At 73.4% G+C, this 13,452-nt stretch carries 14 protein-coding genes; 2 read left to right on the top strand and 12 right to left on the bottom strand.

Annotated features, from left to right (window positions below; all coding sequences use genetic code 11):
- Positions 1-7: 7 nt before the first annotated feature.
- Together BN3788_RS14395 and BN3788_RS14390 are read right to left on the bottom strand one after the other, a co-directional pair.
- Positions 8-637, bottom strand: coding sequence for an NADPH-dependent F420 reductase (locus BN3788_RS14395; protein WP_066587632.1), 630 nt, complete (start codon positions 635-637; stop codon positions 8-10).
- Positions 638-724: 87 nt separating this feature from the next.
- Complete coding sequence (locus tag BN3788_RS14390) at positions 725-1,360, bottom strand: CYTH domain-containing protein (RefSeq protein ID WP_066587629.1); 636 nt, start codon at positions 1,358-1,360, stop codon at positions 725-727.
- Positions 1,361-1,501: 141 nt separating this feature from the next.
- Here BN3788_RS14390 and BN3788_RS14385 point away from each other — a divergent pair, with 141 nt between their 5' ends.
- Positions 1,502-2,302, top strand: coding sequence for an MBL fold metallo-hydrolase (locus BN3788_RS14385; RefSeq protein ID WP_066587625.1), 801 nt, complete (start codon positions 1,502-1,504; stop codon positions 2,300-2,302).
- 21 nt (positions 2,303-2,323) lie between these two features.
- On the opposite strand, the gene BN3788_RS14380 is transcribed toward BN3788_RS14385, so the two are convergent.
- Complete coding sequence (locus tag BN3788_RS14380) at positions 2,324-3,370, bottom strand: sigma-70 family RNA polymerase sigma factor (protein WP_082812946.1); 1,047 nt, start codon at positions 3,368-3,370, stop codon at positions 2,324-2,326.
- A gap of 142 nt (positions 3,371-3,512) precedes the next feature.
- Here BN3788_RS14380 and BN3788_RS14375 point away from each other — a divergent pair, with 142 nt between their 5' ends.
- Positions 3,513-3,914 (top strand): VOC family protein, encoded by a 402-nt coding sequence (locus BN3788_RS14375; protein ID WP_066587624.1) that lies wholly within the window; start codon positions 3,513-3,515, stop codon positions 3,912-3,914.
- A 74-nt stretch (positions 3,915-3,988) separates the two neighbouring features.
- Here BN3788_RS14375 and BN3788_RS14370 read toward each other — a convergent pair whose 3' ends face one another.
- The 9 genes from BN3788_RS14370 to BN3788_RS14330 all read right to left on the bottom strand — a co-directional run bounded on the left by BN3788_RS14370 (position 3,989) and on the right by BN3788_RS14330 (position 13,442).
- Positions 3,989-5,101 (bottom strand): ABC transporter permease, encoded by a 1,113-nt coding sequence (locus BN3788_RS14370; RefSeq protein ID WP_066587622.1) that lies wholly within the window; start codon positions 5,099-5,101, stop codon positions 3,989-3,991.
- The gene (locus BN3788_RS14365) at positions 5,098-6,039 is read right to left on the bottom strand and encodes an ABC transporter ATP-binding protein (protein WP_066587620.1); all 942 of its coding nucleotides are present in this window, start codon (positions 6,037-6,039) and stop codon (positions 5,098-5,100) included. Before BN3788_RS14365 ends, BN3788_RS14370 begins: the two co-directional genes overlap by 4 nt.
- Positions 6,040-6,157: 118 nt before the next feature.
- The gene (locus BN3788_RS14360) at positions 6,158-6,856 is read right to left on the bottom strand and encodes a response regulator (RefSeq protein ID WP_066587618.1); all 699 of its coding nucleotides are present in this window, start codon (positions 6,854-6,856) and stop codon (positions 6,158-6,160) included.
- Positions 6,849-8,237, bottom strand: coding sequence for a sensor histidine kinase (locus BN3788_RS14355; protein WP_234346666.1), 1,389 nt, complete (start codon positions 8,235-8,237; stop codon positions 6,849-6,851). Before BN3788_RS14355 ends, BN3788_RS14360 begins: the two co-directional genes overlap by 8 nt.
- A gap of 19 nt (positions 8,238-8,256) precedes the next feature.
- A complete protein-coding gene (locus BN3788_RS19355) occupies positions 8,257-9,552 on the bottom strand; it encodes an enterochelin esterase domain-containing protein (protein WP_066587615.1) in 1,296 nt (431 codons plus the stop codon).
- Positions 9,549-10,436 (bottom strand): siderophore-interacting protein, encoded by an 888-nt coding sequence (locus BN3788_RS14345; protein ID WP_082812945.1) that lies wholly within the window; start codon positions 10,434-10,436, stop codon positions 9,549-9,551. The genes BN3788_RS19355 and BN3788_RS14345 overlap by 4 nt, the downstream gene beginning before the upstream one ends.
- Positions 10,433-11,287 (bottom strand): ABC transporter ATP-binding protein, encoded by an 855-nt coding sequence (locus BN3788_RS14340; RefSeq protein ID WP_082812944.1) that lies wholly within the window; start codon positions 11,285-11,287, stop codon positions 10,433-10,435. The genes BN3788_RS14345 and BN3788_RS14340 overlap by 4 nt, the downstream gene beginning before the upstream one ends.
- A 32-nt stretch (positions 11,288-11,319) precedes the next feature.
- On the bottom strand, positions 11,320-12,396 hold the full coding sequence (locus BN3788_RS14335) for a FecCD family ABC transporter permease (RefSeq protein ID WP_066587613.1): 1,077 nt from the start codon (positions 12,394-12,396) through the stop codon (positions 11,320-11,322).
- Positions 12,393-13,442 (bottom strand): FecCD family ABC transporter permease, encoded by a 1,050-nt coding sequence (locus tag BN3788_RS14330; RefSeq protein ID WP_066587611.1) that lies wholly within the window; start codon positions 13,440-13,442, stop codon positions 12,393-12,395. Before BN3788_RS14330 ends, BN3788_RS14335 begins: the two co-directional genes overlap by 4 nt.
- Positions 13,443-13,452 lie beyond the last annotated feature (10 nt).

Genomic DNA, 13,452 nt, shown 5'->3' with positions numbered 1-13,452 from the left:
GCGCCGGTCAGCGCACCACGGCGAATCCGCCGGTCCACCGGATGCGCTCCGCCGTGGCCAGCGAGATCTGCAGGAACCCCAGCTGCTCGAGCTGCTGGGCGCGACTCAGCCCGCCGGCGTCGAGCCCCACCAGGCCCGCCGCGTCGAGCAGGTCGGTGAGCTGGCGCTTGGCGGCCGGGTCGTCGCCGGCCACCAGGACGGTGGTGGGGAGCCCGCCCACCGTCCCGGACTCCAGCGTCGCCGCGAAGGTCGTGTTGAAGGCCTTGAGCACATGCGCGTCGGGCGCCCACACCGCCACCTGCTCGGCGGCCGACGAGCCCTGGGGCACGACGAGCCCGTCGAGCGTGGCCAGGTCGATGGGGTTGCAGATGTCGACGAGCGTCTTGCCGCCCAGCTCCGGGGTGTACTGCTCGACCAGCTGCGACAGGCCGGTGTACGGCACCGCGAGGACGACGATGTCGCCGGTGAGCGGGTCGCCGAGCTGGCCCGGCGCCACCTGCTCGCCGAGGTTCGCGGCGATCTGCACCGCCGCGTCGATGTTCCGGGACAGGACCTGCACGCGGGCCCCGCCGTTGACGCCCACGGACGCGATCGCGGCCGCCATCGTGCCGGCCCCGATGATGCTCAGGTTGGTCATGACTACCTCCGCCAGGTGGCCGCGCGCGCGGCACGGATGTGGTCCTCCCACTCTCCGTCGCGGACCGGCAGCCCGCCCACCGAGCGGCTAGGGGCGCTCGAAGCGGTTGACGCCCAGCCCTTGCAGGAAGCGCGGCCCCTCCGAGGCGAGCTCGGCGGCGTACTTGGCCGCCCAGCCGGAGAACGGCGCCGCGGACAGCGCGTCGTTCGAGAACCGCCGGTCGCCGGTCACCTCGCTGATGCAGAAGGACGGGATGGTCAAGTCCGTCACCGGGCCGCCCCGCTCGCATTCGGCGATGACCAACGGGCGGTTCGCGCCGCCGAACACGTCGATCACCCAGCCGTCGCCGCCGAGCCACACGGAGTAGCGGTTCTTCACGATGCGCGCCCCGCCGCGCCGGATCATCTCGACGCCGACGCTGACGTCGATCTCCCGCTCGGCCTCGTAGCGCGTGCCCTCGACCATGGGCCCCTTGGCCGTCAGGGCGCAGAAGTCGAACTGGCCGGCGAACTCGTCGAGCACGTCGAGGACGTCCTCGGAGCCGCCCATCTCGATCCGGGCGGTCGACGACTGCACGCGCAGCCGCAGCGCGAAGCCCTGGTCGGCGAGGTAGTAGCTCTGCACGATGAGCACCGGGTCGGGCTCGGCCAGCGCCTCGCTCGGCACCTCCCGCACGAAGAACCGACGCTCGAACTCGAAGTCACCGTTCCCGCTGTCGCTCATGGCCCCGGCTCCCCTCCCGCGGGACCAGCCCTGTGGCCAGGCCCTCATCACGAGCGTAACGTCGATCCCGACGCCAACCCGGGACCGGGACGACGGCTCCCAGCCCTCACGACGAGCGTCCGGGCAGCAGCGGGGGCATCGATGACAGACCTGGCGTTCGACGTGCTCGACTCCCCGGAGACCGGGCTCACGAAGACCAGCACCCTCGTCTACGGCGATGAGGCGCTGATGATCGTCGACACCGGGCTCATCGCCTCACAGGCCCACCGCATCGTCGCGTCAGCCCTCGAGACCGGCCGCCCGGTGACGCACGTGCTGATCAGCGGGGCGGGACCGGACTTCTTCTTCGGAGCGGGCATCGTCGCCGACGCGTTCCCCGACGCCCACGTGTTCGCCCCGGCGCGCGTCGTCGACCGCATCGTGCAGACGTACGAGGACAAGCTCGCGCACTGGTCTCGGCTGGGCCGCAACCTGCCGACGCGCCGGGCCGTCATCGACGCCTGGGGCGGTGACACGTTCGAGTTCGAGGGGCGGCTCTTCGAGTTGCGCGCGGGGGGCGGGACGCTCGGCTGGCGTGGCGACTACCTGTGGCAGCCGCAGTCCCACACCGTGCTGGGCGGCGCCCTGGTGTACGGCGGCGATCATCTGTGGACGGCGGGCACGCCCACCGCGGCAGAGCGCGAGGAGTGGGCGGCGCGGCTGCGCGAGCTCCAGTCGGTCGCGGCGAGGCGGGTCGTGCCCGGCCACCGCACGGCCGACTGGCAGGGCGATCCCGTGACGTGGACGCTTCAGTACCTGGACGTCTTCGAGCAGGTCGTCACGGCGACCGACGTGCCAGCCGCAGCGGCGCATGCGCTGCGCGAGCGGTTCCCGGACGCCGGGCTCGTCGCGGCTGTGGACATCGGGGTCAAGGCAGCGATGGGACGGCCTGGCCGCAGATGACCGCGCGGGCCGGCTGGCCCGTCAGCCGGCCGCGTCGCGGTGGACGGCGCCCGGCAGCCCGAAAGCCGAGAACAGCGGCTCCCCGAACCACGCCGTCACCCGGCCCACCCCGCGGTCGTCGACCTCGAGCACCTGGACCTGGAACGGCCGGTGCGTGCCCCCGGGGTCGGCCATGTACAACCCGAACGCCGGCGACCCGTTCGCGGACGTCGGCAGCATCCGCATGCTCCCCGGCCCGTTCGCGGGGCACCACGTCGAGATGAGCGTGGCCACGTCCTGGGGGCCGCTGTACCAGCCGGGGAACGGCGGCATCTCCCACACCACGTCGGCCGCCATGAGCTGCACGATCGCGGCCACGTCGTAGGCCTCGAAGGCGGCCACGTACGCGTCCAGCAGGTGGCGCAGCCGCTCGTCGTCGAGCGAGCCGGGCTGCTCCCGGTCGAGGCGCGCGACGTTCGCGCGGGCCCGCTGCAAGGTGGAGTTGACCCCCGCGACGGTCATGTCGAGGGCGTCCGCGACTTCTGCCGCGCTCCATGCCAGGACGTCCCGCAGCAGCAGCACGGCGCGCTGCCGGGCGGTGAGGTGCTGCAGCGCCGCCACGAAGGCGAGCCGCACGGACTCGTGGCCCACCGCGGCGGCCGCCGGGTCGGTGGACTCATGGCCCCACACCACCGCGTCGGGCAAGGGCTCGAGCCACGGCACCGCGCCGTCGGCACGGGGCTCATGGGCCGGGTCGGCGGCGGGCGCCCCGAGCCCGGTGGGCAACGGCCGCCGTGCCCGTCCCGCCAGGTGCGTCAGGCACGTGTTGGTGGCGATGCGGAACATCCAGGTGCGCAGCGACGCCCGGTTCTCGAAGCCGTGCATGGCGCGCCAGGCGCGCAGGTACGTCTCCTGCACGAGGTCCTCGGCGTCGTGCACCGAGCCCGTCATGCGGTAGCAGTGCGCCATGATCTCGCGGCGCAGCGGCTCGGTGAGTGCCGCGAAGTCCCGTTCCAGGACGTCGCCGGGGGTGGGCGTGGGCGAGGCGCCGCCCGGCTCCGAGCCGTCGGCGCCTGTGACGAAGGTCATACCCTCACGGTAGCCGGGGGCGCCCACAGCAGCCCGGCCGCCCGATGAGGGCCGTCCGATGAGTCCGGGCGGCGGGCGAGGTCGGTACCCGCATCACCGCCTCGCCTTGGCGGCTGACCCGACCGCATCCGAGGAGAGCCTGATGGACCGCATGATCTTCGTGAACCTGCCCGTGGCGGACCTGGCCGCCTCCCGGGCCTTCTACACCGGGCTCGGCTTCACCATCAACGAGATGTTCAGCGACGACCAGGCCACGTCGATCGTCATCTCCGACACGATCGTCGTGATGCTGCTGGCGCGGGAGCGCTTCTCGGACTTCGCCCGGGCCCCGATCGCCGACGCTCGCGCCACGGTGCAGGTGCTCCACGCGCTGTCGGCGGACTCCCGCGAGGAGGTCGACGCGCTCTTCGCCAACGCGCTGGCCCACGGCGGCGCGCAGTACCGCGACACCCAGGCGGAGGACCCGATGTACGAGCGGGCCGTCACCGACCCCGACGGGCACGTGTGGGAGTTCTTCCACATGGACACGTCAGCGAACGGCTGACGCGCAGCCCCGTGGAACGGGCGGCGGCCCGGCGGCGAGGGGAGTCCTCGTCGTCGGGCCGCCGCCTGATTCCGTCAGACAGCGTCCTCGCTCGCCTTCAGCGCCTCGCGCACCGACGTGCGCCCGCCCATCCGCAGCAGCGAGCCCGAGTAGATGCGCGCCGCGATCGCCGTCACCACGAGCGTGCAGCCGATCAGGACCGCCAGCGACAGGATCGGCTCCCACCAGTGCGCCTCGCCCAGGAACAGCCGCACGGGCATCCCCACCGTCGCGCTGAACGGCACGTAGGACATGACGGTCATCGCGAAGGCGTTGTCGTTGAAGAACAGCACCAGGAAGTACGGGATCATCACGATCATCATCACCGGGGTGAGCACCGATCCGACGTCCTCCTGGCGGGAGACCAGCGACGCGCTCGCCGCGAAGATCGCCGCCACCAGCACGAAGCCGACGACGAAGAACACGATGAACCACACCAGCGCCGATCCCAGGACGCCCAGCAGCTCGTCTTGGGAGGTGACGACCAGCCCGATCACGGCCACCACGGCGATGGCCGCGGTCTGGCCGAACGCGACCACCGAGTTCCCCAGGATCTTGCCCGCGAGCAACGCCCGGGCCGGGACCGCCGAGAGCAGGATCTCCACGATGCGGGTCTGCTTCTCCTGGACGGTGTTCTGGGCGATCATGCTGCCCGAGCCCATCGCCGACATCATGAAGACGAAGCCGAAGGCCATCGAGACGAGCATGCGCAGGCCCTCGCTGGTCGCGTCGCCGTCGAGCAGCTCCACCGTGGGCGCCACGGACAGCGCGCCGACCACGTCCGAGGGGGCGCTGGTGCGGGCGACGACCGTGAGGCCGAGCGCGCCCTCGCCGGGCAGCACCGCGGCCTCCCCCTCGTCCGCCTCGACCATCTGGCGCGCCGCGTCGGCGTCGTCCGCGAGGACCGCCTCGAGCCCCTCGGCGGACTCCACAGCTGTGGAGGTGGACGCCACGACGGCGACCTTGATGGCGTCGTCGCCGGATCCGCCGAACAGGCTGGGCGCGATGATCCCGACCAAGACCAGGCCCAGCGTGATCGCTGTCGAGATGAGGAACGACTTGGTGCGGACCTGCGTGGTGATCTCACGTTCGGCGACGAGGAGCGTGGAGCCCCACATCGACGGCACGGCCGGGCGCTGCGCGCTCATCGGGCCATCTCCTTCTCGGTGGTCTGGGCGGTCTCGGTGGTGGCGTGCTCGTCTGGCTCGGAGACGATCTCCCGGAAGATCTCGCCGAGGGTGGGGCGTTGCGGGCCGAACGAGGTGACGGCGCCGCGCTCGAGAGCGGACCGCAGCACGGCCTGGGCGGCGTCCTGCTCGGCCTCGAACAGCGCCGATCCGCCGTCGAACTCCACGACGGTGACGCCGCGCTCGGCGCGCAGCCATCCGACGTCCTGGGCCGTGGAGATCTCGTAACGCGTCGAGCCGAACTCCTCGTGCAGCGCGCCCCGGGAGCCCGCCGCGCGGATCTGCCCGCCGGCGATGATCACCAGGTCGTCGCACAGGCGCTCGACCACGTCGAGCTGGTGGGAGGAGAACAGGACGGGCACACCGGTGGCGGCCTTCTCGGCGAGCACGCCGAGCACCACGTCGACGGCCATCGGGTCCAGGCCGGAGAACGGCTCGTCGAGGATCAGCACCTGCGGGTCGTGCACCAGCGCCGCCGCGACCTGCGCGCGCTGCTGGTTGCCGAGGGACAGGCTCTCCAGCGGGTCGTCGGCGCGCTCGCCCAGGCCGAGCCGCTCCAGGAGGTCACGCGACCGGTCCGTCGCCGTGCGGCGGTCGAAGCCGTGCAGCCGGGCCAGGTAGGCCACCTGCTCGACGACCTTCATCTTCGGGTACAGGCCACGCTCCTCGGGCATGTACCCGAAGGACCGGCGCTGCACCGCGTCGATCGGGCGGCCGTCGACGGTCACCGTGCCGGCTTCGGGGGCGAGCACCCCCAGGATGATCCGCATCGTGGTGGTCTTGCCCGCGCCGTTGGCGCCGACGAAGCCGGTCAGGCGCCCGCTCTCCACGGTGAAGGACACGTCGTCGAGCACGCGACGATCTCCGAAGGACCGGGTGATGCCGTCGAGCTGCAGCATGTCGCCCTCTCTCGTTCTCAGAACCGGGCCGTTGCCCGCTGAGATCGAGATTACGGACGTCGCCGCAGGTCACGCCTCCGGCGCGAGGCGGAAATCGAGCTCCGCCTCGCGGCTGAGATCAGGTGTGGTCGACCAGTCCGTGCTGGTGGGCGAACACGACGGCCTGCACCCGGTCGCGCAGCGCCAGCTTCATGAGGACGTTGGACACGTGGGTCTTCACCGTCGCCCGGCCCACCACGAGCTCCGCGGCGATCTCGTCGTTGGACAGGCCGCGGGCGAGTAGCCGCAGCACCCCGAGCTCGCGCTCCGTGAGCGCGGCGGCCTCCACCGGGAGCCCTCCCCCGGACGGTGGAGGCGTGGCCCCGACGGGCGCCCCCAGCGCCGCGCCCTCGACCGCCTGCCGGATCACGGCACGTGTCACCTCGGGCGCCAGCAGCGCGTCCCCCGCGGCCAGGGCCCGCACCGCGTCGACGAGCTGCGCGGGCCGGGAGTTCTTCAGCAGGAACCCGCTGGCCCCGGCGCGCAACGCCTCGACGAGGTAGTCCTGCCGGTTGAACGTGGTGAGCATGAGCACCCCGGCGCGGATCCGCGGATCCGCCACGACCAGCCGGGTCGCCTCCAGGCCGTCCATGTCGGGCATCTGCACGTCCATGCAGATGACGTCGGGGTCGAGTCGGCGCGCGGCCTCGACGCCCTCCGCCCCGGTGGACGCCTCGCCCACCACGGTGATGTCGGGCTGCGCGTCGAGGATCGTCGCGAACCCGCCGCGCACCAGCGCCTGGTCGTCGACGAGCAGCACCCGGATCTGCTCAGACATCGGCAGTCTCCCGCCGCACGTCGGCAGGCTCTCTGCGCAGCGGAACCTGCACGCGGACCACGAACCCGCCGAGCCGCCGCTGCGCGGTCAGCAGCGTCCCGCCGTCAGCGGCCACACGCTCGCGCATCCCCACCAGGCCGAGCCGGCCAGCCGAGCCGTCGGACGACCCGCGCCGCAGCCCCACCCCGTTGTCGGCGACCTCCAGCTCCACGGCGCCGTCGAGGTAGCGCAGCCGCACGTCGGCGTGGGCCCCTCTCCCGGCGTGCTTGCGCACGTTCGTGAGCGCCTCCTGCGCGATCCGGTACAGGTTCAGCGAGGTGACCGGCGGCAGCGGCACCGGGTCCCCCACCACGAGGTACGTCGCGTGGACCCCACCGGCGGCGGCGCCGTCGACCAGCTCGGGGATCCTGCCGACGCCCAGCGAGCCCACCGCCTCCTGGGGCAGCCCGGTGTCGGAGTCGTGCTCGCGGAGCGTGCCCAGCAGCCCGTGCAGCTCGGCGATCGCGTCGCGGGCGGCGTCCTCGACATGCTCCATCGCGGTGGCGGCCCGCACGGCGTCGACGTCCAGCAGCGTGCGCGCCGCCGCGGCCTGCACCCCCATCAGCGACACGTGGTGGCCCACCGAGTCGTGCAGCTCGCGAGCCAGCCGCAACCGCTCGATCGTCACGGCCTGGCTCTCCACCCGCATCCGCTCGCGCTGCAGCTCGCGCGTGCGCCACCGCATGCGGGCCCGGTCCCGCGCCGACGCCCATGCGTGGTCGCCGAACCAGTAGGCGCCCGCGAAGTACAGGATGTTGGTGAGGAGCTGGATGAGCATGTACGCGACCATCGGGGAGAGCACGCCCACCCCCTCGAACTCCTCGAGCACCTCGGGGTCGGTGGACGCCTGGAACAGCGCGATCAACAGCCACACGAACATCGCGATGATGACGGCGACGCGCACCCAGGTGGCGCGTCGGCGGGAGGGCTCCCAGGCGCCGACGGAGTACAACGCCATGAACAGCGCGATGTTGACGACGAGCAGCTCGGGCACCGACAGCGTGGACGTCAGCACGAACGCCGCGCCCACCGCCACGGCCACGGCCGCCGGCCAGCGCCTGCGCCACGCGAGCGGCAGCGTCGCCGCCGCGAGGCACAGCAGCGACACCGGCCCCGAGGCAGGCTCCTCATAGACCCCGGCGGTCCGGTACAGCACCCAGCTCAGCACCGCCCCGGCGAAGAGGGCGGCCGCCATCGCCAGGTCGGCGCGACTCTCGGCAGCCGTCGGGAGGCCGCGGCGCCAGTCGGGGCTGTCGGGGTGGATCGCCAGGTCGGTGGCGTCGGTGCTCGCGTCGGTGCTGGCTTCGGTGCTGGCTTCGGTGCTGGCGTCGGTGCTGCTCACGCCGTCACGGTAGCGGCCCTCAGGCGCCCGGCGGGCGCAGCGCCCGCGCCAGCCCGTCGATCATCGCGGGGTGCCACCACGCCCAGTCGTGCCCACCGGCCACGACGGTGAGTCGCACGTCGCGTCCGTGGCGCGCGAGCTCGCCGCTCAGCTCACGGCAGGCGCCGAGCATCTCCGGCTCGAGCGTGCCGACCTGCAGCTCGACGCGCCCGGGCGTCGCGGCGAGCAGCGGCCCGGTCAGGTCGAAGCGCCACAGCGATGGCGACTGCGCGACGGCGGCGCCCACCTGGCCACTGCCCAGGGCGACGAGCCACAGCGCCGCCAGGCCACCGAAGCTCGCCCCGGTCGCGACCACCTGGGACGGGTCGTCGCTGATCCCGACGCGCATGCGCAGGGCGGGCAGCAGGTCCTCCAGCACGAACGTGGTGACGCCGCCCGGGACCCCCAGCTCCTCCCATCGGGTGGGCACGTCGCCGGAGTCGACGAGCACCGCCCGCAGCGGCGGAAGGGCGCCCGCGCGGATCGCGGCGTCCAGGCCCCCGGCGAGCGGCCGGGCCTGCGCCCACACCTGCCCGTCGAACACGACGGCCAGCGGCAGCACATCGTCGGGCGAGGATCCGGACGGCTCGTACAGCCACACCCGCCACGCGCGTCGGGCAGGAGTGGCGGGAAAGTCGATGACGCTCAGCGCCTGCTCCCCGGGGCCCGCGCGCCACGGGTGGGCGGGCGCGGCGGGCCCCTCCACCACCGAGACGGCCGTGTCGTGCATGGTCGCCGAGCGCAGCGGGTTGCGCGGGTCGGGTGCGCCGGCCATCGCGGCGAGCCGGATGGCCCGGCGGTCGGTCGCCACCCGCCAGGGCGGCAGCCCGTCGCCGTGGTGGGCGGTGACCACGTACGACGCGCGCCAGTCACGCGGCATCCGGTACGACAGCGTCCACACATCGGAGCCCTCGAGCCGGGTCAGCTCGCTGGCGCCCACGTCGCGCACATCGAGCACCCCATTGGCGCTGAGCAGCACCGCCGACGCGTCCGGGTCCTCCACCACCCACGTGTAGACGCACTCGCCACTGCCGGGGTCGCTGTCGTCAATGGCGGGTGACGGCCCGGCGAGCAGCCGCGCGGCGAGCTCCCGACGCGAGCGGGCGGTGGCCTCGGAGCCCCCGGACCGGGCCTCGCGCCAGGCACGCTCGGGCTCGCCGACGACCCGTGGCACGCGCTCGATCCCGGGCGCCGCCACCGGCTTGCGCTCGTCGAAGCGCTGCCCGTGGACCTGGTGGGAGCGCGGCTCCGGGGGCGCGGCGGTGCGACGGGTCACGGCGCTGTCACGACTGCCGCCGCGACGCCGGCCGCCACGGGCGAGCCTTCGCCCGGCTCGACCTCGAGCTCGCCGTCGACCCGGTCGTGGTCGGACTCCTTGCCGTACCCGACCTCGGTGATCCCGTGGTGCCAGTACCCGATGATGAGCTGCTGGCGCCTGTCGAAGCCGGTCTCGCGCAGATGCCGTCGCAGCTCGCGGACCACCGCCGACTCCGCGGCGACCCAGACCCGGGCCGTGCCGCCGGCCGCCACCACGTCCTGCGGGGGCAGCGCCAGGCCGAGCACGGCGTCCTGCAGCATCCGCGTGGAGCCCGGCTGGGCGCCGTCGCGGTGCAGCCAGCGCACCTCGACGCCCGGGGGCCTGCGCAGATCCTGCTCCTCGCCGGCGTCCGCGACCTCGACGATCACGAGCCCGCGCGTCGTGTGCGGCAGGCCCTCGAGGATCCACCCGACGGCCGGCAGCCCGGTCTCGTCGGCCACCAGCACGATCCAGTCGCACACCCCCGGCACCAGGCCGCCGCCGGCCAGCAGGCCCAACCGGTCGCCAGGCTCCACCCGCTCCGCCCACGCGGACGCGAGCCCCTCGTCGCCATGGCGCACGAAGTCCACGTCGAGCTCGCCGGCCTGCACGTCGGCGCGGCGCATCGTGTAGGTGCGGACCCGGTCCCGCTGGCCGGGCGCCCACACGTACCTGCGGTTCTCGCGGGCAGGCAGGTCGAGGCGGCCGTCGGCGTCGGGGAAGTAGAGCTTGATGTTGGGCGGCCCGGTCACGGCGAGGAACTCCTCGACCTCGGGGCCCGCGAACGTCACCCGGCGCATCCGCGGGGTCACGTCCACCACCCGCACGACCTCGGCGCTCACGGGCAGGCTGTCGGCGGTCATCGGGTCTCCCGGGTGGTGGTCAGAGCAGGCGCGTCGTTCAGGGCAGGACGGGTAGGGCGGGCGGGCCGGTCGGCGTCGAGCGGCACGACCATGGGCCGGCCCGTGACGGGGTCCGGCACGCACACGCACTCGATGTCGTAGACCGCGCCGATCAACTCAGCCGTGACGATGTCGTCAGGGGCGCCGGTGGCGACCACCCGGCCGTCCTTCATGGCGATCACGTGGTCGGCGTAGCGGAACGCCATGTTGAGGTCGTGCAACACCGCGACGAGCGTGTAGTCGCCGGTGTCGTGCAGACGACGGCACAGGCTCAGCACCTCGATCTGGTGCGCGATGTCGAGGAACGTCGTCGGCTCGTCGAGCAGCAGCACCGGCGTCTCCTGCGCGAGCACCAGCGCGAGCCACACCCGCTGCCGCTGCCCGCCCGAGAGCTGGTCCACGGCGTGCTCGGCGAGGTCCGCCACACCGGTGGCCGTCATCGCCGCCAGCACGGCGCGCTCGTCGTCGGCGGACCACTGCCGCAGCATCGACTGGTGCGGGAACCGGCCCCGGGACACCAGGTCAGCGACCGTGATGCCATCGGGCGCGGTGGAGCTCTGCGGCAGCAGCCCCAGGCGCCGGGCGACCTCGCGGGAGGAGTACTCGGTGATCGCCTTCCCGTCGAGCACCACCTGCCCGGCGCGCGGGGCGAGCAGCCGCGAGAGCGCGCGCAGCAGCGTCGACTTGCCGCAGGCATTGGGGCCGATGATCGCGGTGAACGACCCGGTGGGGATCTCGACGTCGAGGTCGGTCGAGACGACCCGGCCGTCGTAGCCGACGGTGAGGCCCTGGGCGGCGAGCGTGGAAGTCATGGAGCGTCCTTCATCGTGGTTCACGCGCGGCCTCACACCTGGCGCGATCGGGTCAGCAGCCACAGCAGGTAGGCGCCGCCGAGCAGGCCGGTCATCCGGCCGATCGGGATGGCGGCGTTCACCGGCAGATGCTGGGTGAGCAGGTCGGCGGCGACCACGAGCGCGGCTCCCATGAACGCCGAGGAGGCCAGCGGCGCCCGCACCGAGCGCGTCACGCGCACCACGAGCTGGGGCGCGGCGAGGGCGACGAACGCGACGGGGCCGGCCGAGGCGGTGGCCAGCGCCGTCATTGAGACGGCCGCCACCATCAACACCAGTCGGGTCCGCTCGACTCGGACCCCGAGCTGGCGAGCCGCGTCGTCGCCCATCTCCATGAGGTCCAGATGGCGGCCGAGCGCGAGGATGACGGGCAGCAGCGCCACGAAGCCCACGGCCACCGGCCACACGTGCTCCCAGGCGCGCGCGTTGAGCGAGCCCGCCAGCCAGATCTCGGCGGACATGGCCTGCTCGATGCCGGCCCGTGAGAGCAGCAGCGTGTTCACGGCGGCGAGCATCGACCCGACGCCGATGCCCACCAGCACCAGCCGGAAGCCCCCGGTCACGCCGCCCTTGGACGACAGCGCGTAGACGACCAGCGCGGTGATCAGCCCGCCGGCCACTGCGCTCACAGCCGTCGCCGTGGCGCCGGCGTTGATCAGCACGATCTGGGCCACGGCGCCGGTGGCCGAGCCGGTGGTGAACCCGATGATGTCCGGCGAGCCGAGCGCGTTGCGGGAGATCGACTGGAACACGGCGCCTGCGGTCCCCAGGCAGGCGCCCACGAAGACGGCGGTGAGCAGGCGCGGCAGCCGGATGTCGGTGACGACCTTGCGGGCCACCGCGTCGTCTGTGCGGCCGGTCAGCCCGGCGAGGACCTCCGACGGGGTGAGCTGGATCGTGCCGGTGGCCATCACCAGCACCCCGAGCACCAGGACCAGGACGGTCAGCGCGACGCAGACCGCCGTGGTGCGGGGGTGCCAGCGCCACGACAGGGGCCCGCGTCGGAAGACGCGTGAGCGCGGCGCGGGCGCACGGCCAGCGGAGTCGGGCAGGGCGGTGGCGGCGGTCATAGCTGGGCGAACCTCCGGCGGCGGACGAGGGCGATGAAGAAGGGGCCGCCGATGACTGCCGACATCACCCCTGCGCCGATCTCGCTGGGATGCGCGACAAGCCGTCCCAGCACATCGGCGCCGAGCAGGACGATCGTGGCGAACAGCGCCGACCAGGGCAGCACGCGCCGCTGGTCGGGGCCCACCACGAGCCGCGCCATATGCGGCGCCGCGAGTCCGACGAACGCGATGGGCCCGGCGGCGGCGGTCGCGGAGCCGGCGAGCAGCAGCACCGCCACCGACGCGAGCGTCCAGGTGCGGCGGCCGTTCAGCCCGAGCGCCTTGCTCATGTCCGAGCCGAGCGCGACGGCGTTGAGCGACGGCGCCACCGCCAGGGCCAGCACCGCGCCGACGGCGATGCTCGCCGCCACCACCGGCACCGCGTCCATGCCCCGGCCCTGCAGTGATCCCGTGGCCCAGGCCCGGAACGCGTCGAGGGCGCGGTCGGGCGAGTTGATGATGACGATCGAGGTGAGGGCCGCGAGCATCACGCTCAGCCCCGAGCCTGCCAGCACGAGCCGCACCGGATTGGTCCCCGCGTCGTGCGCCCGGCCGAGCGCGAGCACCGCGACAGCGGCGAGCCCCGCACCGAGGTACCCGAACCAGACGTACCCGCCGATGCCGTTGAGCCCGAAGGCGGAGACACCGAGCACGATGGCGGCCGCGGCGCCGGCGTTGACGCCCAGCACCCCGGGCTCGGCGAGCGCGTTGCGGGTCATCGCCTGCATCAGCGCGCCGGACATGCCGAGGGCGGCGCCGACCAGCACGGCGATGATCGTGCGCGGCACCCGCAGCTCCCGCACGATCAGGTGCAGGTCGTTGCCGGGGTCGTAGGCGACGAACGCGTTGATCGTCTCCGACAGCGGGATCTGCCGTGAGCCGAGCGCCAGGCTGGCCAGCAGCAGAACGGCCAGGCACACCCAGGAGACGGCCAGCCCGGCCCGCCGCCTCATGCGAGGCGACGGGCCGGGGGTGCGGCCCATGGTGCGGGCCGGGGCGATCGACATGAGGGGCCGA

Source organism: Cellulomonas timonensis, assembly GCF_900046455.1.
Classification (GTDB): Bacteria; Actinomycetota; Actinomycetes; order Actinomycetales; family Cellulomonadaceae; genus Cellulomonas_A; species Cellulomonas_A timonensis.
The sequence above is the reverse complement of the archived record's forward strand: the minus strand, read 5'-3'. Positions and strand labels throughout refer to the sequence as shown.

What these genes read in the sequence shown, in the direction of transcription:
- BN3788_RS14395 (WP_066587632.1), bottom strand. Translation starts at nt 637, where the DNA reads ATGACCAACCTGAGCATCATCGGGGCCGGCACGATGGCGGCCGCGATC.
- BN3788_RS14375 (WP_066587624.1), top strand. Translation starts at nt 3,513, where the DNA reads ATGGACCGCATGATCTTCGTGAACCTGCCCGTGGCGGACCTGGCCGCC.
- BN3788_RS14340 (WP_082812944.1), bottom strand. Translation starts at nt 11,287, where the DNA reads ATGACTTCCACGCTCGCCGCCCAGGGCCTCACCGTCGGCTACGACGGC.
- BN3788_RS14330 (WP_066587611.1), bottom strand. Translation starts at nt 13,442, where the DNA reads ATGTCGATCGCCCCGGCCCGCACCATGGGCCGCACCCCCGGCCCGTCG.
- BN3788_RS14370 (WP_066587622.1), bottom strand. Translation starts at nt 5,101, where the DNA reads ATGAGCGCGCAGCGCCCGGCCGTGCCGTCGATGTGGGGCTCCACGCTC.
- BN3788_RS14360 (WP_066587618.1), bottom strand. Translation starts at nt 6,856, where the DNA reads ATGTCTGAGCAGATCCGGGTGCTGCTCGTCGACGACCAGGCGCTGGTG.
- BN3788_RS14390 (WP_066587629.1), bottom strand. Translation starts at nt 1,360, where the DNA reads ATGAGCGACAGCGGGAACGGTGACTTCGAGTTCGAGCGTCGGTTCTTC.
- BN3788_RS14365 (WP_066587620.1), bottom strand. Translation starts at nt 6,039, where the DNA reads ATGCTGCAGCTCGACGGCATCACCCGGTCCTTCGGAGATCGTCGCGTG.
- BN3788_RS14335 (WP_066587613.1), bottom strand. Translation starts at nt 12,396, where the DNA reads ATGACCGCCGCCACCGCCCTGCCCGACTCCGCTGGCCGTGCGCCCGCG.
- BN3788_RS14345 (WP_082812945.1), bottom strand. Translation starts at nt 10,436, where the DNA reads ATGACCGCCGACAGCCTGCCCGTGAGCGCCGAGGTCGTGCGGGTGGTG.
- BN3788_RS14380 (WP_082812946.1), bottom strand. Translation starts at nt 3,370, where the DNA reads ATGACCTTCGTCACAGGCGCCGACGGCTCGGAGCCGGGCGGCGCCTCG.
- BN3788_RS14385 (WP_066587625.1), top strand. Translation starts at nt 1,502, where the DNA reads ATGACAGACCTGGCGTTCGACGTGCTCGACTCCCCGGAGACCGGGCTC.